This window comes from Caldanaerobacter subterraneus subsp. tengcongensis MB4, assembly GCF_000007085.1.
GTDB lineage: Bacteria > Bacillota > Thermoanaerobacteria > Thermoanaerobacterales > Thermoanaerobacteraceae > Thermoanaerobacter > Thermoanaerobacter subterraneus.
Genome location: NC_003869.1, coordinates 797,086 through 820,443, shown reverse-complemented (window position 1 = coordinate 820,443; position 23,358 = coordinate 797,086). Strand labels below are relative to the sequence as shown.

The 23,358-nt window shown below is 36.7% G+C and carries 17 protein-coding genes and 2 pseudogenes; 1 reads left to right on the top strand and 18 read right to left on the bottom strand.

Features of this window, described 5'->3' with window-relative positions; genetic code table 11:
• Positions 1-133: 133 nt before the first annotated feature.
• Both carB and carA read right to left on the bottom strand, forming a co-directional pair.
• The gene (gene carB, locus TTE_RS03900) at positions 134-3,352 is read right to left on the bottom strand and encodes a carbamoyl-phosphate synthase (glutamine-hydrolyzing) large subunit (protein WP_011025209.1); all 3,219 of its coding nucleotides are present in this window, start codon (positions 3,350-3,352) and stop codon (positions 134-136) included.
• Positions 3,339-4,409 carry a glutamine-hydrolyzing carbamoyl-phosphate synthase small subunit gene (carA, locus tag TTE_RS03895; RefSeq protein WP_011025208.1) on the bottom strand — a complete coding sequence of 357 codons (1,071 nt, stop codon included), beginning with the start codon at positions 4,407-4,409 and terminating at the stop codon, positions 3,339-3,341. Before carA ends, carB begins: the two co-directional genes overlap by 14 nt.
• 705 nt (positions 4,410-5,114) lie before the next feature.
• On the opposite strand from carA, the pseudogene TTE_RS13745 reads away from it, so the two are divergent.
• Positions 5,115-5,252: pseudogene (locus TTE_RS13745) on the top strand (transposase); the annotation flags it as partial.
• Positions 5,253-5,293: 41 nt separating this feature from the next.
• Here the strand turns inward: TTE_RS13745 and hydF are convergent.
• The 16 genes and pseudogenes from hydF to TTE_RS03820 all read right to left on the bottom strand — a co-directional run bounded on the left by hydF (position 5,294) and on the right by TTE_RS03820 (position 23,312).
• A complete protein-coding gene (hydF, locus tag TTE_RS03890; protein ID WP_041587293.1) occupies positions 5,294-6,505 on the bottom strand; it encodes a [FeFe] hydrogenase H-cluster maturation GTPase HydF in 1,212 nt (403 codons plus the stop codon).
• Positions 6,506-6,529: 24 nt separating this feature from the next.
• Complete coding sequence (locus TTE_RS03885) at positions 6,530-7,915, bottom strand: aspartate ammonia-lyase (RefSeq protein ID WP_009610167.1); 1,386 nt, start codon at positions 7,913-7,915, stop codon at positions 6,530-6,532.
• Between the two features lie 75 nt (positions 7,916-7,990).
• Positions 7,991-9,388, bottom strand: a complete 1,398-nt coding sequence (gene purF / locus TTE_RS03880) for an amidophosphoribosyltransferase (RefSeq protein WP_011025206.1) — start codon at positions 9,386-9,388, stop codon at positions 7,991-7,993.
• On the bottom strand, positions 9,367-11,568 hold the full coding sequence (gene purL, locus TTE_RS03875) for a phosphoribosylformylglycinamidine synthase subunit PurL (protein WP_011025205.1): 2,202 nt from the start codon (positions 11,566-11,568) through the stop codon (positions 9,367-9,369). Before purL ends, purF begins: the two co-directional genes overlap by 22 nt.
• 2 nt (positions 11,569-11,570) lie before the next feature.
• Entirely contained in the window at positions 11,571-12,245 is a 675-nt protein-coding gene (gene purQ, locus TTE_RS03870; protein ID WP_011025204.1) for a phosphoribosylformylglycinamidine synthase subunit PurQ, read from the bottom strand.
• A 2-nt stretch (positions 12,246-12,247) separates the two neighbouring features.
• Positions 12,248-12,496 carry a phosphoribosylformylglycinamidine synthase subunit PurS gene (gene purS / locus TTE_RS03865; RefSeq protein ID WP_011025203.1) on the bottom strand — a complete coding sequence of 83 codons (249 nt, stop codon included), beginning with the start codon at positions 12,494-12,496 and terminating at the stop codon, positions 12,248-12,250.
• A gap of 1 nt (position 12,497) precedes the next feature.
• A pseudogene (locus TTE_RS13445) lies at positions 12,498-12,678 on the bottom strand (phosphoribosylaminoimidazolesuccinocarboxamide synthase); the annotation flags it as partial.
• 278 nt (positions 12,679-12,956) lie between these two features.
• Positions 12,957-15,302, bottom strand: coding sequence for a glycoside hydrolase family 65 protein (locus TTE_RS03860; protein WP_011025201.1), 2,346 nt, complete (start codon positions 15,300-15,302; stop codon positions 12,957-12,959).
• Between the two features lie 76 nt (positions 15,303-15,378).
• Positions 15,379-16,626: an ABC transporter substrate-binding protein gene (locus TTE_RS03855; protein ID WP_041587121.1), complete on the bottom strand. Its 1,248-nt coding sequence runs from the start codon at positions 16,624-16,626 to the stop codon at positions 15,379-15,381.
• Between the two features lie 70 nt (positions 16,627-16,696).
• Positions 16,697-17,527: a carbohydrate ABC transporter permease gene (locus tag TTE_RS03850; protein ID WP_011025199.1), complete on the bottom strand. Its 831-nt coding sequence runs from the start codon at positions 17,525-17,527 to the stop codon at positions 16,697-16,699.
• Positions 17,524-18,384 carry a carbohydrate ABC transporter permease gene (locus TTE_RS03845; protein ID WP_011025198.1) on the bottom strand — a complete coding sequence of 287 codons (861 nt, stop codon included), beginning with the start codon at positions 18,382-18,384 and terminating at the stop codon, positions 17,524-17,526. The genes TTE_RS03850 and TTE_RS03845 overlap by 4 nt, the downstream gene beginning before the upstream one ends.
• Before the next feature lie 80 nt (positions 18,385-18,464).
• Entirely contained in the window at positions 18,465-19,478 is a 1,014-nt protein-coding gene (locus TTE_RS03840) for a LacI family DNA-binding transcriptional regulator (RefSeq protein WP_011025197.1), read from the bottom strand.
• 114 nt (positions 19,479-19,592) lie between these two features.
• Positions 19,593-20,243 carry a beta-phosphoglucomutase gene (gene pgmB / locus TTE_RS03835; RefSeq protein WP_011025196.1) on the bottom strand — a complete coding sequence of 217 codons (651 nt, stop codon included), beginning with the start codon at positions 20,241-20,243 and terminating at the stop codon, positions 19,593-19,595.
• Between the two features lie 19 nt (positions 20,244-20,262).
• Positions 20,263-21,042, bottom strand: a complete 780-nt coding sequence (locus TTE_RS03830) for a carbohydrate ABC transporter permease (protein WP_407636725.1) — start codon at positions 21,040-21,042, stop codon at positions 20,263-20,265.
• Positions 21,043-21,085: 43 nt separating this feature from the next.
• Positions 21,086-22,006: a carbohydrate ABC transporter permease gene (locus TTE_RS03825; RefSeq protein ID WP_009610160.1), complete on the bottom strand. Its 921-nt coding sequence runs from the start codon at positions 22,004-22,006 to the stop codon at positions 21,086-21,088.
• A 52-nt stretch (positions 22,007-22,058) separates the two neighbouring features.
• Positions 22,059-23,312: an ABC transporter substrate-binding protein gene (locus TTE_RS03820; protein ID WP_011025194.1), complete on the bottom strand. Its 1,254-nt coding sequence runs from the start codon at positions 23,310-23,312 to the stop codon at positions 22,059-22,061.
• Positions 23,313-23,358 lie beyond the last annotated feature (46 nt).

Here is a 23,358-nt window from a genome sequence, read left to right as displayed (position 1 = left end):
TTTGGATGTATTTGTAATCTGATGAATAAATATTGAACTTGACACCTTTAAGCCAGGGGATGATTCCTGAGGTGTCAAGTCCTCTTTAAATAAGTAAGCACTACTTTTTCACCTTAATACTTTTAAACACTCCTTACAAAACTAAATTTTTGACATTATCTTTTTGTATTTCTTGATATTCGTTCATAGATAAAACGGACAAGCCGTTCACATTTACCTTTGACACAGCATTTAATGCCGCTTTTATAGTATCTATAGATGTAAAAAGAGGAATTCTATATTCTACCGCTGTTCTTCTTAGTTTAAATCCTGCATTATCAGGTTTTTTCCCTTTTGTTGGTGTATTCACTACAGCATCAAAATATCCATTCTTCAGCAATTTTATTGCATGATCAAGAGACATAATATTTGCATGAATCCCCATCAAACTGAAATACTTTCCAGTCCTGTAGGTTGCATATATTTCATACCCCAAGCTCTGCAATTTTTCTACTAAAGATACTGCTTCTTGAAAATCTCTTTCCGCTATTGAAAGAAGGATTTTCCCTTTTTTAGGTATTTTAAGACCTGCTCCTTCTAAAGCTTTGTAAAGTGCTCCTTCATAGCTTAAATCTATACCCATTATTTCTCCAGTTGATTTCATTTCAGGACTTAGTGAAACTTCAACATCTGTCAATTTCTCCATAGAAAACACGGGAGCTTTTACAACCGTATATGGGGTCTGCGGCCATAAACCGCCTTTATAGCCTAACTCTTTTAGCTTTTTGCCTAAGGCCACTTCTACTGCCAGTTTCACCATAGGTACACCTGTTGCTTTGCTCATAATAGGTACCGTACGCGAAGCTCTGGGATTTACTTCTAACACATATACAGTGCCTTCTTTTACTGCAAATTGAATATTTATAAGTCCTTTTACGTTTAAAGCTTTTGAAATCTTTTCTGTGTATTCGATAATAGTGTTTATCTCCCGTTCAGTCAAATTTCTTGCAGGATATATTGAGAAACTATCTCCTGAATGCACCCCGGTTCTTTCTATATGTTCCATTATTCCAGGTATTAATACACATTCGCCATCTGATACTGCGTCAACTTCTACTTCTCTTCCATCTATATACTTATCTATTAAAACAGGTTTGCCTGGAGATACTTCTGTCGCATGTTTCACATAGTCAATCAGTTCTTGGAGTGTGTTAACTTTTTCCATAGACTGACCACCTATAACATACGATGGCCTTACAAGAAGTGGAAATCCAAGCTTTAAGGCTATATCTTTTGCATCTTCTACTGTTAATGCATATCCTCCTTTAGGTTGATTGATATTTAATTCTTTTAAAAGTTTTGAGAATTTTTCTCTGTCCTCACTTATGTCAATACTTTTAAAAGAGGTTCCTAATATTTTCACTTCGTTTTTGACTAGCTCTTCTGTAAGATTAATCGCCGTCTGTCCACCAAACATTACCATTACACCCAGTGGTTTTTCCTTTTCATAGATGTTTAAAACATCCTCCAATGTAATAGGCTCAAAATACAATCTGTCTCCCGTGTCAAAGTCCGTGCTGACAGTTTCAGGATTGTTGTTTATTATGATAGATTTAATCCCAGTTTCTTTCAAAGCCCATAAAGCTTTCACAGAACAATAATCAAATTCAATCCCCTGACCAATTCTTATAGGACCAGAACCTATTACAATTACCTTTGGTATATCATGGGTCTCAACTTCGTCTTCCTCACAATAAGTTGAATATATATATTGTGTAATTGATTCAAACTCTGCTGCACAGGTATCTACCATTTTATAAGAAGGATATATACCATATTTTTTCCTCAATGTTCTCACATCTTCTTCTTTAATTCCCTTTATCGTTGCAATCTCTCTATCTGAAAAGCCCATTCTCTTTGCTTTTTTAAGAATTTCTTTACTTAGCTCATTTTCTTCTATTTCCTTTTCCATATTTACAATATTTGAAAGCTTATTCAAAAACCATTTGTCTATTTTTGTAACGTCGTTAATATAATCAATGTCTATATTGCGACGAAGAGCTTCTGCTATATAAAACAGCCTCATATCATTAGGCACTGAAATGTCCTCCAGTATTTCTTTTGTTCCCATGCCTCTTACACTATCTAACCTAAGACCATAAGCTTTTATCTCTAGTGACCTTACAGCCTTCAAAAGGGAGGCTTCAAAAGACCTTTCTATTGCCATTACTTCTCCTGTTGCCTTCATCTGTGTACCTATTCTTCTATCAGTAGTATAAAATTTGTCAAAAGGCCACCTCGGTATTTTTGTCACAACATAGTCCAATGCAGGTTCAAAAAATGCGGTTGTTTTCCCCGTGACAGGATTTTTTATTTCATCAAGCCTAAGTCCTATCGCAATTTTTGCAGCAATTTTTGCAATAGGATATCCTGTCGCTTTTGATGCCAGTGCACTTGAACGACTAACCCTTGGGTTTACTTCTATAACATAGTATTTGTGGCTTTGGGGATCTAAAGCAAATTGGATATTACATCCACCTTCAATTTTTAAAGCCCTGATTATTTTAATGCTTGCACTTCTTAACATTTGATACTCGTAATCTGACAAAGTCTGCGCTGGCGCTACGACTATACTGTCTCCTGTATGAACTCCTACAGGATCAAAATTTTCCATGCTACAGATGGTAATACAATTATCAGCAGCATCTCTCATTACTTCAAACTCTATTTCTTTCCATCCATACAGAGATTTTTCAACAAGTACTTCTCCAACCATACTCTTTTTAAGACCTAAGTCCACAATCGATATAAGTTCTTCGTCATTGTGAGCTATACCGCCACCTGTACCCCCAAGAGTATATGCAGGCCTTATTATCAAAGGATAACCGTAATTTTTAGCAAATTTAAGTGCATCCTCTACATTTGTGACTGTGACACTTTCAGCAACTGGCTCCCCTATTTCCTGCATTTTTCTTTTAAAAAGTTCTCTATCTTCTGCAGTTTTTATTGACTCAACAGAAGTGCCTAAAAGTTTTACATTGTACTTATCCAAAATTCCTGCTTCTTTGAGTTTAACAGCAAGGTTAAGCCCTGTCTGTCCTCCTAAGGTAGCAAGAATTCCATCGGGCCTTTCTTTTGCTATTATTTTTTCAACTACTTCTACAGTAGGATTTTCAATATAAACAATATCTGCTATATCAGTATCAGTCATTATAGTAGCTGGATTGTTATTTACAAGTACTACTTGTACTCCTTCTTCCTTTAAAGATTTGCAGGCTTGGGTTCCTGAATAATCAAACTCCGCTGCTTGCCCTATTATAATCGGACCCGAACCTATTACCAGAACCTTACTAATATCCTTATACTTCGGCAAAATAAAACCTCCTTTTGTAAACCATGACTATATCCATAAATTTATCAAAAATATCTGTTGAATCACGAGGACCAGGACATGCCTCAGGATGATACTGTACAGAAAAAACTGGCAGAAACTTATGCATAATGCCTTCTACTGTTCCATCGTTTAAGTTTATGTGGGTTACAGTTATCTTGTCTTTATCTATTGACTCCTCTTCAACAGCGTATCCGTGGTTTTGAGAAGTTATATAGTCTTTATTTGTCAGCAAATCTTTAACAGGTTGATTTGCACCTCTGTGGCCAAATTTCATCTTTACTGTATTGCATCCAAGAGCAAGGGCTATTATTTGATGCCCTAAGCATATCCCCAGCACAGGTTTCATACCTATAAAGTGTTTAGTAAGTTCTATTGCATCAACTGCATCTTTAGGGTCTCCTGGTCCATTTGAAAGAAATATTGCATCGGGATTTATTTGCATAACATCATCATAACTTGCATTGTAAGGAAACACATAAATGTCAAATCCAACTGAATTTAGCATTTTTAAAATGCCCTTTTTTGTACCAAGGTCAATAAAAGCAAGTTTTGGACCAATACCTGCTATACGATACGGCTTTTTCGTAGAAACTTCTTCCAAAAGATTTGTCTGGTCAAATTCTATATTGTCCTCAGGATTATAAGTTATAATTCCTCTCATAGTTCCATTTTCTCTAAGCTTTTTTGTCAAAGCCCTTGTATCAATTCCCGATAATACTGGTATGTTGTGGTTATCAAGATAGCTCAAAAGCGACTCCTCACTTTGGAAATTGCTAGGCTTATCGCAATATTCCCGTACCACAAATCCCCTTATATGAGGCTTTTCTGATTGAAAGTCGTATTTGTTAATACCGTAATTCCCTATTAAAGGGTATGTCATGACAACTATTTGGCCTGCATAGGAAGGATCTGTTATGGCTTCTTGATAGCCTGTCATCCCTGTGGTAAAAACAACCTCTCCATATCCTTTTTTGTTTTTGCTTATTAACTCACCTTCAAATATACTTCCATCCTCAAGTTTCAAATAGCCTTTCATACTAACACACCTCTTCACAAAGTATATCCCACAGTATTATTCTCGCTGTATTTATAAAGTTTCTAAATTTTCCTACATTTATTTGCAGTTCTTTTATTAAAGTTCTATGCATATCGTTTCATAAATATATATGCAACTTTTTTTATAATTATACATTCAAGGGTAAAAAAATAATTCTCTTGAGTCGTTAATCTAGTCTATCGTTCTGATTTAACTTTTATTTATTCCAGTTAATCTAGCTAATATTATACCATCTCAAAAAAATTTTTCAAGAGTGTTTCATAAAAAGTAGCCCTAGGTAAACCCATATTCTCCACCAAAATTATCTCTTATAAGTCAGTAAAAAGAGTTTGCTTTTCTGACTTTTTCTTGAAATTCCCCAAGAAAGAACGTTCTGAATAAGAATACATGGAATAAAATTATTAATTTAGATTCTTTTTACTTTTCATATGTGTTTTCCTATTCATCTTTTTCCCATTATAAGGTTTAAAGAAATTCTATCTTTTTACTTGAACTTTTATAATAAATTCTTCTTTTGTTTTATACCGTTCGTCATAAATTTCCAACAAATACTTATTGTCTGTTCTATGTGAATCCTCTAATTATTCCTAGCAGTAAGTTTAATTACTATGTCTATAATATTATACATAAAGTAGAATATACACTCAGTTCGTTTACAACAAGTTAAGTCTATATAACTGTGGAAAAAGGCTTCACACTACAAATATGTTAGAGCGCCTGAATGAAGAAGTTTGTTGTCGTGAAAGAGTTATAAGAATATTCCCGAGTCGAAAACCTGGCATTCATCTAATAGGCGTATTGTTAATGAAACAAGATAATAGAAATTGAACTTTTAATTTGTTTGCTACCTGCTCAATTCAAGTTTAATATTTAAACTCAATTCCAAAAGGCTTTAGTGCCCTTGGCAGGACGCCATGCACATACGCAATCATAATCCCATAGTTTGTAATTGGTACGCCATAGCTCTTTGCAAGCTCTATTCTATAAAGCATTTCACGTCTTGTTATCATGCACCCCCCACAGTGAACAATAAGGGCATATTTTGAAAGGTCTTTCTTATAGCCATAACCCGATACCCATTCAAAGTTTATATCAAAACCTGCAATTTGTCTAATCCAGCGAGGGATTTTCACAGTACCAATATCATCCGATTGTCTGTGATGAGTGCATGCTTCTGCAATCAAAACCGTATCGGAGGGTTTTAGGTTTTTTATCTTCTTTACACCCTCGACAAACTCAAACAGGTCGCCTTTATACCTTGCAAAAAGTATGGAAAATGATGTCATAGGGATATCAGGTGGTGTGTCGGCATCAACCTTCAAAAATGCCTGTGAGTCTGTAACCACAATTGCGGGTTTTTTGCCTAAATTCTCCAAAGTTTCTTTTAGCTCATACTCCTTTGTCACAATTGCAATTGCATCGCTGTCTAATATATCTCGTATGGTCTGTTGCTGAGGCAAAATCAGCCTTCCTTTTGGCGCAGCCTTGTCGATTGGTACGACCAAAACAACGAAGTCACCGGGGTTTATCAAATCCCCCACTATACGTAAATCCTCACCAACATCTGGCACAGACCTTGCAATCTCGTTTTTAAGCTCCTCAATACCTTTTAATGTAGCACATGAAACTGGTAAGAACTTGATACCTAAGGTTGATTGCAGGTAGGAGAGTTTTTCTTTATAGTCTTTGTCTAAGTCTATCTTATTCAAAACCCCAATGCTCGGCACTTTTTTCTCTCTAAAAAGCTTTATAAGCTGCTTTTCAAAATTCAAATCGTCTATTTCAGAGACAACCAAAATGGCAATGTCTGTCCTGTTTAAAACCTCAAGTGTTTTTTCAACTCTGAGTTTTCCAAGCTCCCCCACATCATCAATTCCAGCTGTATCAACCAAAACAACAGGTCCCAATGGTAAAATCTCCATTGATTTGTAAACAGGATCGGTTGTCGTGCCAGGCGTTGGGGATACAATCGCAATAGGTTGATTTGTTATTGCATTAATCAAACTTGATTTTCCAGCATTTCTTTTTCCAAATATTGCTATATGAAGCCTTTCGCTTCGCGGTGTTGTGTTCATCTTTTTCAGCCCTTTCAAAATTTTTTACTCTTTAAACTTTACAAATTCAAAAGGATTTAGTAGTGCTTCAGCCTCATTCTCATTTAAGATCTTCAATTCCTTTACCACCTCAATTATTTCCTTATTCTCGGCAATGGCTTTTTTAGCAATTTCACTTGCCTTGTCATACCCTATTTTATCAATCAATGCAGCGGCAATAGAAGGAGTCTTTTTGGCAAACTCAAGACATCTTTCTTTGTTTGCTGTTATTCCATCAATGCACTGTTTTCTGAATATCCTGATTCCGTTTTTGAGAATTTTGAGGCTTTCAAGCAAATTGTTTGCAATTAAAGGCAAGAATGCATTTAGCTCAAGCTGACCTGCTTGGGCTGCTAAGGTTATTGCAACATCATTTGACATAACCTGGAATGATATGGTGTTTATAAGTTCAGGTATGACAGGATTTACTTTACCAGGCATAATGCTTGAACCTGCTTGTGCAGCAGGTAAGTTTATCTCGTTTAAACCCGTGTTTGGACCAGATGATAAGAGCCTTAAGTCATTTGCAATTTTTGATAGATTCACCGCCAAGGCTTTTAAAAGACCCGAGCATTCCACAAATACATCTGCATTTTGTGTTGCATCCATGAGGTAATCAGACCGAGCCAAGCCTATTTTAGTAAAATCGCGCAAAAGTTCTATCACTTTAAACATATATTTTAAGCTTGCATTCACTCCTGTTCCAACAGCTGTTGCGCCCAAGTTTACCACTCTTAATCTTTCTTCAATTTTATATATTCGCCATCTATCGCGTGATATCGCCTGTGCATACGCCCCAAACTCTTGCCCTAAGGTGATGGGAAGGGCATCTTGAAGTTGAGTGCGCCCAGCCTTAATTACACCTTCAAACTCATGCTCTTTTTTTTGCAAGCTTTTTTGGAGTTCTGCACACTCTTCAGAAAGTTCTCTCACATTCCATATTGTTGCAATCCTCAAAGCGGTTGGGTAGACATCATTTGTCGATTGTGACATATTAACATGGTCTATAGGATGGATGTATTGATACTCTCCTGGTTTTTTGCCAAGATAAATGAGTGCTATGTTGGCAATTACTTCATTTACGTTCATATTTGTAGATGTTCCAGCACCGCCTTGGAATTTGTCTACCACAAATTGCTCGGTGTATTTGCCGGCTAAAATCTCATCACATGCAAAGACAATTGCATCTTTTATTTTTTCATCGAGGTTTCCAACCTCAAAATTTGCAATTGCGCATGCTTTTTTGACCATCACAATTGCTCGTACAAGATCTATATCAATCTTTTGTGAAGATACAGAGAAGTTTTTCAAAGCTCGTTTTGTATGAATTCCATAAAGTTCATTATCTTCAAGTGTTAATTCACCCAAGAAATCTTTTTCAATACGCGGCATATCGTGATTTTCTCCTTTTTCATCAATTCTTGTGAGTATAAGCTTTTAGGTTTAATTAACTTTCTCTCACCCTTTTTATTTTTTCTCAAAAAGATATTTACTTCTTTCTTTTGGAACATACATAGGATAATTGCCATCAAAGCAACCTGTGCAAATAGATTTAAGTCCTACACTTTTTATAAGCCCTTCAATACTTAAAAACTGTAGGCTGTCAGCTCCTATTAATTTGCACATCTCTTCAACTGACATCCTCGCCGCTATCAGTTCTTTTTTTGTCGGAGTATCAATTCCAAAGTAGCAAGAATATTTAACAGGGGGTGAACTTATCCTCACATGGACTTCTTTTGCTCCGCCATTTTTTAGTAGACTCACTAATCTTTTCATAGTTGTGCCTCTAACAATTGAATCATCTATTAAAACTATCCTTTTGCCTTGAACCAATTCTTTTAAGACATTTAGCTTTATCCTCACGCCTGTCTCTCTATCCCTTTGGTCGGGAGCAATAAAAGTCCTTCCAATGTATTTATTTTTTATAAGTCCTTCCCCCATTGGTATCCCTGTTTTGAGAGAATAGCCTCTTGCAGCAGCAATACCTGAATCTGGAACTGGTACTACCAAGTCTGCATCTACAGGTGCTTCTTCAGCTAATCTTTTCCCCATCTCCAATCGTGTAAAATAAACACTTTTTCCATCTATGACACTGTCAGGTCTAGCAAAATAGATGTATTCAAAAACACAAGGCTTCTTTTTTTCTTTTACTTCTAACTTAACAGAATCTATACCTTTTTCATCAATTATAACTATTTCACCTGCTTCCACATCTCGTATCAATTCTGCTCCTATTACGTCAAAAGCACAAGACTCAGAAGATAAGAAATAAGTGTCATCTTTTTTACCTATGCAAAGAGGCCTTATACTGTTTACGTCTCTTATCCCTATTAATTTATTGTCTGTTAAAATCACCAAAGCATATGAACCTTTTATTTGTTTCATTGTTTCTAAAAGAGCTCCGATTAAGTTTTCTTGAAAATTTTTTGCAATTAGATGGAGAATTATTTCACTATCAGTTGTAGTTTGAAATATTCTACCATCCTCCTCCAATAGGCATCTTAACTCTTCTGCGTTTATCAAATTGCCATTATGGGCAAGAGCCATATATTTGTTTTTAAAATTAGCAACGAGGGGTTGAGCATTTATAATGTTATTGCTGCCTGTAGTAGAATACCTTACATGGCCTATCCCCATTTTCCCCTCTAATGTCTTTAAATTCTCCTTATTAAAGACCTCGCTGACAAGTCCCAACCCCTTAATACAATTTATTTTTTCGCCATCATAAATAGCTATACCTGAACTTTCCTGCCCTCTGTGCTGCAAGGCTTGTAAGCCATAATAGATATAAGAAGTAACTGAAGTGGACAAACTAAAGGCACCAAAAACACCACATTCCTCTTTTAATTTCTCTCCATTTCCCATTTTATTCTCCCTCTCCAGCTTTCCTCTAAGACTTCTAAAGGAAGGTCTATTATTCTTTTGCCATTTACATCAATTACAATATCTTTACCCTCTACAACTCCTACTTTTTGCGCTGGAACTTGGTGTTCATAAGCTATTTTTAACACTTCATCTACTTTTTCAGGACTTACAGTAATTAATGCTCTCGATTGAGATTCAGAGAACAACTCTATATCTGCTCTCAGAGAAGTTTGTAGCGAAATTTTTGCACCTTTTTTGCCTGCAATTGCACTTTCAACCAAGGCAGCCGCAAAACCGCCCTCTGATATGTCATGAGAAGAGTTAATTAAGCCTTCATCAATAAGTTTTAGCACCAATTCTTGCAATCTTTTTTCCTTTTCCAAGTCTATTTGAGGTGGTTGCCCTTTTACCATTCCAAAGCAAACTTTAAGATACTCACTTCCTCCAATCTCTCCTTTATTCTCACCTAAAATTATAATTACATCTCTTTCTTTTTTAAAGTCCATTGTACAGATTTTTGATACATCCTCTATAAGGCCTGCCATTCCTATTACAGGAGTAGGATAAATGGCCTCTCCCTCATTTTCATTGTAAAGACTGACATTTCCGCTTACCACAGGGATTTGAAAAGTTTCGCAGGCTTTAGCTATTCCAAATATAGAATTTTTTAACTGCCAATATATTTCTTTCTTTTCTGGATTGCCAAAATTCAAACAATCCGTAACCCCTATAGGCTTAGCACCAACCATACAAAGATTTCGAGCTGCCTCCGCTACAGCAATTTGAGAACCTATATAGGGATCTAAATAACAATACCTACCATTGCAATCCGTTGTTAATGCAATAGCTTTTCTTGTACCTTTTATCCTCACAACAGCCGCATCCATTCCTGGAGTTATTACTGTGTCTGTCCTCACCATGTAATCATATTGACTGTATATCCATTCTTTACTTGCAATATTTAAAGAAGAAATTACATCTTTTAGAACTTTATTCATATCCTCTGGAGGTTTTACTTCATTTATATCCAATTTCTTGACCTCTTCTTGCCATTTAGGCACTTCTTCTTCTCTCACATATTGTGGAGCATCTTCCGTTAAAGACTTGGCTGGAACTTCCGCAACTATTTTTCCATCTTTAATCACTCTTATCATTCCATCATCAGTGATTTTCCCTATTGTGGCGGCATTCAGTCCCCATTTTTTAAATATCTTTTGCACATCTTCTTCCTTGCCTTTCTTTACTACAACCAACATCCTCTCTTGAGATTCAGAAAGCATTATTTCATAAGGTGTCATTCCCTCTTCTCTCAAAGGCACTTTATCAAGGTCAATCTCCATTCCAACTCCACCGCGGGAAGCCATCTCGCAAGAAGAAGAGGTAAGACCTGCCGCTCCCATATCTTGTATAGCAACTACGGCATCTGTTTCAAAAAGTTCTAAACAAGCCTCTAAAAGCAGTTTTTCCATAAATGGGTCACCAACTTGAACAGAAGGCCTTTTTTCTTCTGATTCCTCGCTTAACTCCTGAGAAGCAAAGCTTGCACCTCCGATACCGTCTCTCCCCGTGGTAGCACCTACTACCATAACAGGATTACCTATACCTTTTGCTATCCCTTTTTTTATTTTGTCTTTTTCCACTATTCCTACACACATCGCATTTACTAAAGGATTCCCTTTGTAACTTTCTTCAAAATAGGTATCCCCACCCACTGTAGGAATTCCTATGCAATTTCCATAATCCGCTATACCGGCTACCACGTTTTCAATGAGATATTTAGTCCTTTTATCATCAGGAATTCCAAATCTCAAAGAATCCAAAAGAGCAATCGGCCTTGCCCCCATTGTAAATATATCTCTTATTATTCCTCCAACACCTGTAGCTGCTCCTTGATAGGGTTCAATCGCAGAAGGATGGTTATGGCTTTCTATCTTCATCACAACTGCCAGATTATCTCCAATATCCAATACTCCTGCATTTTCTCCCGGCCCTTGTATTACTCTTTCGCCTTTTGTAGGTAGATATTTTAAAAGAGGTTTAGAGTTTTTATAGGAACAATGTTCAGACCACATAACACTATACATACCTAATTCAGTTATATTAGGTTCTCTTCCTAATATCGAAATAATTTTCTCATACTCCTCATCAGTAAGTCCTAACTCTCTCCATATTTTATTCATCCTTAAACCCCGCCTTTTACAAAATTATCCACTATTGACCCTAAGATATAAAGCCCGTCAGTATTACCCAGCAAGGAGTCATAAGCTCTCTCTGGATGAGGCATCATTCCTAAAACATTTCCTTTTTTATTTATAACTCCGGCTATTCTCTCGACAGAACCGTTGATATTTTCTTTGTACCTAAAAACAATTTGATTGTTTCCTTTTAGTTCTTTTAAAGTTTTGTCATCTACATAATAATTGCCTTCCCCATGAGCAATTGGAAGTAAAATCTCCTGCCCTTTTTTAAGCCTTGTAGTAAAAGGAGTTTTGTCATTTTCAACTATTATACTGACAGTCTTGCAGATAAATTTCAGCCCTTCATTTTTTCTCAAAGCTCCCGGCAAAAGCCCAGCTTCTGTAAGTATCTGAAATCCGTTGCATATGCCTATAATAAATTTTCCTTTTTCTGCTTCTTCTCTGACAGCCTCCATAACAGGCGAAAACCTAGCAATAGCTCCTGCCCTCAAATAATCACCATAAGAAAATCCTCCTGGTAACATTATAACATCGTACTTACTCAAATTTTTTTCTTGATGCCACACATATTCTACTCCTTCCCCAAGCCCATCTTTAACAGCATAATAGCAGTCCACATCGCAATTGGACCCTGGAAAAACTATAACAGCAAATTTCATCTTTATCCCTCCACAATTTCAAAGGTGTAATCTTCAATAATTGGGTTTGTCAGTATCCTTTTGCACATCTCATCTACTTTGTCCTTTAGGAGGGATAAATCGCCATCCTCAAAAGTTAATTCTATATATTTCCCAACCCGCACCTCTTTTACTTCTTCGTATCCTAATGAGTGCAAAGCTCCCTTTACTGCTTTTCCTTGAGGGTCAAGTATTCCTTTCTTTAAAGTTATATAGACTTTCGCAATTAGCACTTTACATACCTCCAAGTCTTTTCAAAATTTCTAAATATGCTTCTTCTACTTTACCCAAATCTTTTCTAAATCTATCTTGATCAAGTTTTTCCATAGTGTTTTTGTCCCAAAATCTGTAAGTATCAGGAGAAATTTCCTCAACTAATAGTATCACCTCGTTTTTCAAACTCTAATTTGAAATCCTATGGACACTTTCACTTATGGCCGAACAACGAAGGTTGGATCATGTTCTCAAGATTAATCATATGACTGTTTTTTCTTCAATTGTATCAACTTTTTTGATATTAGTCAACATTATTTACGAATTTTTTATAAAAAAAACAAATTAATGTTCGGATTTGGCTTTCATTCTATAGACAAACAGTAAAAGCCAAGAAGGTAATTAAAAAATTTTCGAGGCATTTGGAGGGCAAAAAGGTAGCAAACCTGTAAAATATTAACATACTAAAAGGGTATGAGGTCACTTCTCCTCATACCCTTTTAGTATATTTTCTCCTGACTTTATTAACACTCTTCTGTCAAAATAGAAAATTTCTATAGGTTCTCCTTCCAAAAGGGTAAATACTGATTCTTCATGAGTTAATTTTACATTTATCTTCCTCCCTTTGTACTTTACATTAAAAGAGAGCATCTTCCATCCCTCAGGCAGTCTTGGAGTAAAGTGCAGTTCATCTGTATAAACTCTCATTCCTCCAAAACCATTTACAACGGCACTCCAGGACCCTGCCATTGCTGCAGCATGAATTCCATCTTTTACATTGTCATTGTAATCATCCAAGTCCATCCTTGCAGTCATCATAAAGTATTTATATGCTTTGTCAGTATACCCTATTTCATTGGCAAGTATACTAAATATTGCTGGCGACAGGGAAGAGTCGTGAGTAGTAATAGGTTCATAATAATCAAAATTCTTTTTAAGCTGTTCTATAGTAAATTTTTCTCTCTGTAAAAACATCAAAAGCAACACATCAGGCTGTTTGCAGATCTGATACCTGTAAATGTTGAGGTAGTGCCAGTGAAGCAATAACGGAAATTGATCTTCCGGTATTTCATCCACTGTTATCCTTTCTTTATACAAAAAACTGTCATCCTGTGGTATAATATCAAGCTCTTCCGAGTAAGGAAGGTACATATTGTCAGCTGCCCTTTTCCACGAAGCAATCTCTTCATCTTTTAGATTTAGTTTTGAAGCGACCTTTTGATACTTTTCAGGCACTTCCTTTTTCATTTTGTTTGCAATATCATAGGCGTATTCCAAATTCATTTTTGCCATATAATTTGTATATGCGTTATTATCAACCAATGCCGTATACTCATCAGGACCAGTGACAGTGTTTATACAGAATTTATTTCCTTTAAGAGGAATATACGCTCCTAAATCTTCCCAAAACCTTGCAGTTTCAAACACTATTTCACAGCCGTAGTCATAGAGAAAATCCAAATCATTCGTGGCCTCCACATACCTTTTTAAAGCATAAACTATATCAGCATTTATGTGATATTGAGCAGTTCCAGCAGGAAAGTATGCAGAACATTCAGGTCCATCAATTGTCCTCCAGGGGTATAAAGCTCCTTTATGCCCCAACTCTTTAGCCCTATTTCTCGCAGCATCTAAGAGGTTATATCTATACATTATTAAAGCTTTTGCAATTTCTGGCTTCGTGTAAAGGAAAAAAGGCAATATATAAATATCAGAATCCCAAAAGTAATGGCCTTCATACCCTTCCCCAGTAAGTCCCTTTGCTGCAATATTAGTTTTTCCGTCTCTACCGACAGACTGCAAAAGGTGAAACATATTAAATCTTATACCCTGCTGCAGAGCCTTATCTCCTTCTATTACTACATCGGCATCTTCCCAAAAAGATTGCAAAAATTCTTCCTGCTCTTTTTCTATTTTGCAAAATCCATCTTCTTGTGCTCTTCTCACTTCTTCTAAGGCCAATTTCATTGTTTCACTTTTGTCGCAATCTTTTGAGGTATAATAAGATATAAATTTATTCAGAATGTATACCCTGTTCTTCTCAGCTTTAAAAGCTACTGCAACCTCTACCCTATCTTCTTTTACGTTGTTCAAAACCTCGTATTTTTCTGTCCCAATGAGTTCATTTTTCATTGCGCAAGTATATGAAAGGTTGCTTTTTTGTGTTTTTTGAGAAATCCATCCCTCAAAGTCATTTGCTCCTCTTTCAACAGTCTCTAAAACTCTCCCCTTCAGATTTGAACCCACTCTTACATCTTCGCTCTCAGTAATGTTCCTCACATCTCCATCAATAGCAGATACAAATTTTATATTTCCCGTAAAATTAATAGGTTCTACAGAAAAAGAAATTACTGCTAAATGTTGCCTTTGCAATGAAACAATTCTCTTTATTTTTACATTTACAATCTTTCCTGAAGGAGACTCCCACTTTATCTTTCTTTCTACACAACCTTTTTTCATATCAAGTACTCTTTCATAAAAGTGGATTTTACCTTTTAAAAGGTCAAATTTTTCTTCTCCTACGTACAATTCTATTATTTTGCTGTCAGCCACATTTAACATGGTCTGCCCTGTTTTCGCAAAACCGTATCCCCCTTCAGGGTAGATGATATCGTGTATTTCATAAAACCCATTAATATAAGTCCCTTTTAAGGAAGTACCGTCAGGTCCTGAATACCCTTCTTCAAAATTTCCTCTCATTCCCATATATCCATTCGCCTGAGCAAAAATTGTCTCATTTCTATAGTTTGTTTCTATGCTAAACTCTGTCTCCCTTATTGTCCAATCTTCAAAAGGGTAAATGGGCTTCTTCGTCTTTTTCACCATATCCATCCTCCACTCTTACTTTATTCAAAATTTGAGTCGGAAACAAAGCCGTTTCCGACTCAAATTTAAAACATTTTTACTTGCTTTCTGCAGCTTTTTTAGCTTCTTCTATCATGTTGTGATACTTATCAAGGGTTGGTTTTATTGGCTTACCTTCAAATATTATCTCTCTCAATGCTCCGTTTATAGCCTTATCCACATCAGCCCAGTACACAACATTTGGCCTTGGCTCTGCATGTTTTAGTGCTTCATTTATAGCTTCAAAATACGGTTTTTGCCACTCTTCAACCTTACCATAAGCGTCACTTCTCATTGAAGGCCATCCTAATTTGGTCACAAGTTTTTCCTGAACTTCCTTGCTCATGAGGTATTCCATAAATTTTATAGCCATCTCTTTATTAGGTGAACCAGTTGGAATACCTATAACTTCTCCACCTAAAACGTGGGACTCTTTAACTGGTCCTGCCCATCCGTGATATGCTAAAATATTCTTTTTACCGTACTGTTGCACAAGCACATTAGCAGTGTAAGGCCAGTTTTCAACTAAATACACCGAATCTTTTGCAAGATACTCCACAGGTGTATTCCAGTCAGCTTTCTTTGAATCAGGTGAAAGATAAGGCTGTATTTCTTTTAAAAATTCAAATGCCTTTATTGAACCTTCATCATTCAATACCAATGGGTCTCCACCAGCAGACCTTATAAGGTCAAACATCTGAACCGTACTGTCAGGTCCCAAATTTTCCTTAATTATAACTCTGCCTATTCCCTCTTTTTCCTTAAAGGTCTTTGCTACCTGCAAAAGTTCATCCCAATTTTTAGGCAGTGGCAAATTGTACTCTTTAAACTTATCTGCATTGTAGAAAGCTATCTCAACATTGGGCCTATAAGGCATAAAGTAGAGCTTACCGTTAAATTCTCCAACTGGGATGAGGCTTGGTATTACCTCTTTTGGTATCATGTTTCTATACTGTGACAAGTCCTCAACAAGTCCCTTTGCCACTAAAGGTGCAAGCTGCATGTTGTCCTGTGTGATAATGTCTATGTCCATTGCATTTGCTTTATGCATCGCGTCTAACTTTTTGATTAAGTCTCCTGCCTCAATCTGCAGAGGTTCAATTTTTACTCCATATTTTTGCTCAAAAGGCGGGAAGATGTCCTCTTTCATTACTTTCCATTCTACTTCTCCAAGACCCATAGAAACTTTTAGCACTTTCTTTCTGGCTTCTGACTGACTGCTTCCTCCCCCACAGCCAGCAATTAAAGCGCCCACAAGGGACACAACTACCAGCAGTGCTATTAATTTTGTGTAAAATTTTTTCATACCTTCAAAAACCTCCTTAAAGTTTTTAATTTTATATACAGTATCCGAGCAGAACTCGGATACGTATATACTAGCCCTTAACAGCTCCTGCAAGATATCCACTCTTCATGTATTTCTGCAGGAAAAATGTCACAAGCATCACTGGAATCGTCAAAACCGCGGCATAGGTCGCAGAATCAAATATTCCTCCCCTTTGGACATAATAGTAGGTCTGAAGGGGCAAAGTCCTCTGAGAAATACTCAAATAAAGAGCGTAGGTAAATTCATTCCACGAATTCAACCATACAAATATAGCTGTTACAGCAATGCCTGGCAAAGCTATTGGCATTATGATTCTCATCAGTGCCGTCAATTTACTCGTCCCATCAACCAAAGCAGCCTCTTCCAAATCCTTTGGAATAGTCTCAAAAGTACCCACCAGTATCCAAGCTGCAAAAGGAAGATTTACTATTAAGTGAGCCATAACAAGTCCTGTATAAGTATCCATTAAGTTTAGTTTTATAAACTCAACTGCAATTGGAAGGGCTATTCCCACATCAGGAAACATCCTTGTAAAAAACAGCGACAGCACTACTGCGTACTTTACCTTTGAAGGAAGTCTTGCTATCACATAAGCAGCTGGAGCAGCTATTAAAATTGCAATTATTGTAGTCATAGTAGCAACTACAAAGCTTTTCTGAAAAGGCGGCCATATATTTCCTGATGCAAACACGTCTCTCCAGTGTTCTAGAGTAAAGCGGGTGATAAAAAAGTCGGGATGAGGCTTTAGTATATCGCTGGGAACAGCAATGGAAGTTATAAAAAGTATATACACTGGAATGACCATCAGTATTGCTGCAATTACAGCAATGGGGATATACAAAGTATTTGAAATTTTTTCAGTTATGTCTCCTTTTCTCATCTCTGTTCCTCCTTAGTTCCTGCAATCTTCAAATAACTCAATATGAATACCACTATTATCAGAAGCAGTATAGTTGAGGCTGCTGCAGAAGTATGAGCATTGGCATAATTGTTATACTCATCGTAAGCAAAAGTTGAAATAACAGGAGTCGTACGCCCTGCCAGAACAAGTACCAATTCAAATATTCTAAAAGCGTCAATAGCCCTTAAAATCAAGGCCATGGTAATCGATGGTTTCAAAAGAGGTAATGTCACATATCTAAAAGTCTGCCATGCCGTAGCTCCGTCTATATTTGAAGCCTCATACACTTCATCTGGAATGCTCTCCAAACCGGCTGAAAGTAAAAGTATCACAAGCGGAGTAACTTTCCACATATCAGCGACAGACACCATCAAAAGGGTCTTAAATCCACCGCTAGCCCAGTCAACTGGCAGTTCGATTATGTGAAGCTTTTCCAGAAGAGCATTAAAATAACCGTTTAAACCAAAAATGTAGGTCATGGCAACACCTGAAACAAGAGTAGGTACTCCCATTGGCACCAGCATTAAAGAGCGCAAAAGCCCCTTACCCCTAAAATTCCTCCGCAAAATTAAAGCGATCACAAGCCCTGCTGTCATCTCCAGAGTAAGACTTATAAATGTAAGAGCTACTGTGTTAAAAAAAGCCTGCTTAAACTCTGTCTTTCCAATTATCTCTTTATAATTGGCTAAAGTAAAAGCCTTTGTGTACTGGTCCTGAAAACTTAAAGTTATCGTCTCCATTATTGGCAAAATCGTGAAACCAAGAATGTAAAGAATAAGAGGAAGTACCATGGCAATCTCCAATTTGTACTTCTTTACAAATTCAGTCACAGTCATTCATTACTACTCCTTTCCTTCTTAACTCATTTGATATGCTTGATATTGAAAGCGCTTACAGTTTTAAAAATAAAAGAAATTCAACTCCTTAAAGGAATTACAGAATTTCTCAAAACCAATTTGTGTTTCAATATAACTTGAGAACTCTCCAAATTCTCACCATTTATAATTTTTATAAGCATCCTTGCTGCAATAGCTCCTATCTCATACATCGGCTGAGATACAGTCGTAAGCGGAGGCCTTGTAGCTTCCGACAAATCAATATTGTCAAATCCAATTACAGAAACATCCTCCGGGCAGGAAAGCCCTTTATCAAACACAGCATTTATAGCCCCCATAGCCATGATATCGCTTATTGCAAAAATAGCAGTAGGCCTAACATTTCCCTTTAGCATTTCCATAGCAGCGCTATATCCGCCTTTATACTTGAAGTTTGCCTCCTTCACAAGTTCATCATAAATCGGCAAACCGTTGTCGATGAGAGCTTGTTTATAGCCGTTAAGCCTGTCTACACTATCAATAGTTTCCTTCATATCATCTAAAGGTCCGTGAATAATACCTATCCTTTTATGGCCAAGTGAAATTAAGTAATTTACCGCATCATAAGCCGCTTTAAAATTGTCAATTCCAACATAAGGGACATCAAATTTTGTAGTCCTGCCTGCCAAGACCACTTTTAAATTACTGTTTTTAAAAACCTCGTAATGCTCCTCTGAAAAATAATCGCAGTGAAATATTACGCCATCTACCCACCTGTTTTTCAACATATCTATATATTGAAACTCTTTTTCTCTTTTATTATCTGCGTTGCAAAGTATAATGTTATACTTGTAAATATTGCAAACGTCTTCGATACCCCTCACAACCTCTGCATAATAAGGGTTTGATATATCTGGCACAATCAAACCAATAGTATTTGTCTTTTTCATCGCCAGGCTTCTCGCTGGCATGCTGGGCTTATACCCCAGCTCTTCTGCTGCTTTTAAAACTTTTTCCCTAGTTTTTTCACTTACCCAGGGACTGTTGTTGAATACCCTCGATACTGTTGCAATTGAAACCCCTGCTAATTTTGCTACATCATCTATTGTCGCCATCTTAACACCCTTTTCCAGATTTACTGTAACCGCTTACAGTTATATTATATTATCATCTTCACAAAATTTCAAGAGGAATTTATAAAAAATTATTCCCCTTTTTAAAAGGGGAATTTAATCCAGTAGTTCCAATATCTTACCTGCCTCTGTCATATCTTTTAAAATCAAATCCGCCTCTTTTACCGTCTCAGGATTGCCTACTCCAACCGCAAACATCCCTGCCCTTTTTATAGCAGTGATACCTGCTGCAGAGTCTTCTATTCCTATACATTTTTCAGGAGAAATTCCAAGATGTTCTGCTGCATTTAAAAATATCTCCGGATCAGGTTTGCCGCGCTTTATTTCATTGGCATCCACAATATAGTCAAATTTGTCTTTTATCTTCAAATTTTCCACTACAGTAAAGGCATTCTTGCTAACTGATGCAATTGCCGTCTTAATTCCTCTTTTTTTAAGTTCCTCAATAAACTTTTCTACCCCTGGAAGCAAATCCTCTGGAGTAATCTTTTTAATCATCTCTTTGTAGTATTCATTCTTCTTATTTGCAAGATACTCCTTTTCATCTTGGGAATATTGTTTTTGGCTCCTCTCTAGAATTATCTCCAAAGACTCTAACCTGCTTACTCCCTTTAACCTCTCATTTATAACTTCATCAAAATATATCCCCAGCTCATCAGCGAGTTTCTTCCATGCAAGGTAGTGATACCTTGCTGTATCTGTTATCACTCCATCCAGGTCAAAAATAACTGCCTCATATTTTGACATTTTCATCCCCCTCTGTAAATTACTTTAATCCTGTTGTTGCAATACCTCTAACAAAATATCTCTGGAATATGAGGAATATTACTATAGTCGGCAATGTCAAAAGTATTGCTCCTGCCATGACCTGATTCCAAAATTGGTAATATTGACCATAAAATGAATTGAGACCTACAGGTAGTGTATACATGTCGTCACTGGATGTCAAGAGGCTAGGCCACAAAAAACTATTCCAATTGCCAGTAAACATGAAGATAAACTGAGTAGCCAGTGCAGGTTTTGCCAAAGGCAAAACTATTTTAAAGAAAATTCCAAATCTAGACATTCCATCAATGGTAGCAGCTTCTTCCAATTCCCTTGGTATTGTCAGAAAAAATTGTCTCATTAAAAATATTCCAAAATTACTGGTTAAAAAAGGAATTGTAAGTCCCATATAGGTATTTACCCAGCCTAATTTGCTGAGAAGAATGTATGTGGGTACCATCACAACTTGACCTGGTATCATCATAAGAGCTAGAACTAGCAAAAACAAAAAGTTTCTTCCAGGAAAATTTATCCTTGCAAGAGCATATCCAGCCATTGAATTAAAAAGCATATTTCCAAAAGTAACAATTGCTGCAACAATAGCACTGTTTATAAACCATCTCAAAAATGGAAATTTTGTTATTATCATTTTGTAATTGTCCAGAGTCAAGTGCTTTATATTCACAGCAAAAGTGTTCAATTCACTAGTAGGCTTTAGAGAAGTTATTATAGACCATATAAAAGGTCCAAGTGTGATTGCTGCGTATCCTATCAACACCATATAGAATAAAATTTTCAAAATCCTTTGCACTCAAAGCACCTCCTCAATAGGTTTCTTCCTTAAAGAACATTCTTTGAATAAGAGTCAAAATCAGTATTATCACGAATAATACAAAGGCCATAGCAGACGCATATCCCATATTAAAATCTCTAAAACCAGTCCTGTAAATATACAAAACCATTGTCATCGTAGCGTCCAAAGGTCCTCCTGTACCCCTTGATACCACATATGCCTGATCAAAAACTTGAAAAGTTCCTATTAATGAAATTACCAGGTTAAAAAATACCACAGGTCTTAGCATTGGCAGTGTGATATTGAAAAACTTCTGCAGCTTATTAGCCCCATCCACTTCCGCAGCCTCATAAAGCTCAGCTGGTATATCTTGTAGTCCGGCAAGAAAAATTACCATGTAATTTCCAACTGATGACCATACGGCCATCATCATAATTGATGGTAGCGCAAACCTCACATCATTAAACCAGGTTGGACCTTGTATTCCAAATTTAGCTAAAATCATATTAACCAGCCCATCAGTCTTAAACAAATACAAAAATATCACAGAAACTGCCACCATTGAAGTAATTGTGGGTATATAATAAGCCACCCTGAAAAAAGTCTTACCTTTTATGTCGGAATTAACAATTAATGCTAATATTAAGGCTATTATTAATTGCGTAGGAACGACGCCTAATGAATAAAGAGTGGTGTTCAAAAGTGCTTTTTTAAACGTAGGGTCACTGAACAAGTTTATATAATTAGCAAGTCCCACCCATTTGCTGGCAGCAGGGTTTAAAAAAGAAAACTCTTTAAAGCTTATTATAAAAGCGTAAATTAAGGGACCTATTAAGAAAATAGATATGGAAGCAATAAATGGAAGAACAAAGATATATCCTGTCAGTGCCTCGTAAATATACTTTCTTTTTAAGCTAATTCTAGCCTCCACTTTTACACCTTCCTTCCTCATAAAAATCAGAAGCGCAGCACCTTAACTGAGTAAGGTGCTGCTTTTCACAAAATTATTTAGACTGCATGACCTCTTTCTGAGCATTGTCCAGCGCTTCTTGAGCACTGCCTATTTGCTTCATTATCAAAGCCTCACACGCTTTATTAGCAGCATCTACCAATTTTGTACCATACAAACCAAACTGCCATGGCACAGCATAAGAAGCTCCATCGATAAAAGGTGCTCTTTCTGGATATTTTTCTTTAAAATTGGCTTCCATTGACTTCCTTGAAGGCAACGCAAGTCCAGAGTCTACTACAAATTGCTGTCCTTCTTTTCCTGTTAAAAACTCAATTAGTTTGAAGGCTTCATCTTTGTGCTTGCTGTTTTTATTCATCACGTATGCCACAGTGAAAGCCATAGTAGATTTCTTCTTACCTGCCGGAAGCTCTGCTATGCCATAATTCAAATCTGGTGCTTTCTCCTTTAAGAAAGGTATCATCCATCCTCCTTCTATTGCCATTGCAGCCTTCTTAGCGGCAAAAGCATCGCCATTCCATCCTTCTCCCATGTTCTGCGGAGTATCCGCCACTTTGTCCCTTATAATGAGCCCTACGTAAAAGTCAAGCGCTTCTGCATTCTGTGGTAAATTCAAAGTAACTTTCCCGTCTTTGTAAACAGAACCATCATTTTGATTGATAAAAGCGTCAAATCTAGCCAGGTCAGCAGACAAGACAATACCTTTTACTCCATTTTTAGTAAGTTTCTTGGCTGTTTCTCTTAGCTCTTCCCATGTCTTGGGAGGCTCATTTATTCCTGCTTCTTTGAACATATCCTTATTGTAGAAAAGTACCAAAGTGTTATAATCCTTGGGTAATCCATAGGTTTTCCCTTCCCACTGGAAGGCCGAAAGTAAAGCAGGTTCGAAATCATTTACATCCACATTGTATTTTTTAATGTATTCATCTAGTGGCTCTAAAACACCTGAAGACATAAGCTGAGGTGCCGGCATGCTGTCAAGATAGAATATGTCTGGAGCAGTATTTGAGGCAAGTTCTGTCTGCAATTTCTGCATGTAATCTCCCACTATTGTTTCTATCTGCACATCTATATTGGGGTACTTTTCTTTAAACTTTGCTATCTGGTCATCTACAATCTTTTTCTCTGCAGGAGATGAAGACCACATTCCAAGTTTTATTGTCACTGGTTTACTAGTTTCTTGAGTAGGTGTCTGGCTCTCCGGTGTCTTACTTGAAGAACACCCTGCCAAAATAGTAGCCAGCACAAAAACTGTCAACACAAAAATGCTCAAAAATTTTCTACTCATTGCCCTCTTTCCCCTTTCAAAGTTTTGTATTAAAATATTCATTTGA

Excerpts from the sequence above, each read along its gene's own strand:
- carA (WP_011025208.1), bottom strand. The coding sequence starts at position 4,409 with ATGAAAGGCTATTTGAAACTTGAGGATGGAAGTATATTTGAAGGTGAG.
- hydF (WP_041587293.1), bottom strand. The coding sequence starts at position 6,505 with ATGAACACAACACCGCGAAGCGAAAGGCTTCATATAGCAATATTTGGA.
- TTE_RS03885 (WP_009610167.1), bottom strand. The coding sequence starts at position 7,915 with ATGCCGCGTATTGAAAAAGATTTCTTGGGTGAATTAACACTTGAAGAT.
- purF (WP_011025206.1), bottom strand. The coding sequence starts at position 9,388 with ATGGGAAATGGAGAGAAATTAAAAGAGGAATGTGGTGTTTTTGGTGCC.
- purL (WP_011025205.1), bottom strand. The coding sequence starts at position 11,568 with ATGAATAAAATATGGAGAGAGTTAGGACTTACTGATGAGGAGTATGAG.
- purQ (WP_011025204.1), bottom strand. The coding sequence starts at position 12,245 with ATGAAATTTGCTGTTATAGTTTTTCCAGGGTCCAATTGCGATGTGGAC.
- TTE_RS03860 (WP_011025201.1), bottom strand. The coding sequence starts at position 15,302 with ATGGTGAAAAAGACGAAGAAGCCCATTTACCCTTTTGAAGATTGGACA.
- TTE_RS03855 (WP_041587121.1), bottom strand. The coding sequence starts at position 16,626 with ATGAAAAAATTTTACACAAAATTAATAGCACTGCTGGTAGTTGTGTCC.
- TTE_RS03850 (WP_011025199.1), bottom strand. The coding sequence starts at position 17,527 with ATGAGAAAAGGAGACATAACTGAAAAAATTTCAAATACTTTGTATATC.
- TTE_RS03845 (WP_011025198.1), bottom strand. The coding sequence starts at position 18,384 with ATGACTGTGACTGAATTTGTAAAGAAGTACAAATTGGAGATTGCCATG.
- TTE_RS03840 (WP_011025197.1), bottom strand. The coding sequence starts at position 19,478 with ATGGCGACAATAGATGATGTAGCAAAATTAGCAGGGGTTTCAATTGCA.
- pgmB (WP_011025196.1), bottom strand. The coding sequence starts at position 20,243 with ATGTCAAAATATGAGGCAGTTATTTTTGACCTGGATGGAGTGATAACA.
- TTE_RS03830 (WP_407636725.1), bottom strand. The coding sequence starts at position 21,042 with ATGGTGTTGATAGGATACGCAGCAATCACACTTGGACCTTTTATATGG.
- TTE_RS03825 (WP_009610160.1), bottom strand. The coding sequence starts at position 22,006 with ATGAGGAAGGAAGGTGTAAAAGTGGAGGCTAGAATTAGCTTAAAAAGA.
- TTE_RS03820 (WP_011025194.1), bottom strand. The coding sequence starts at position 23,312 with ATGAGTAGAAAATTTTTGAGCATTTTTGTGTTGACAGTTTTTGTGCTG.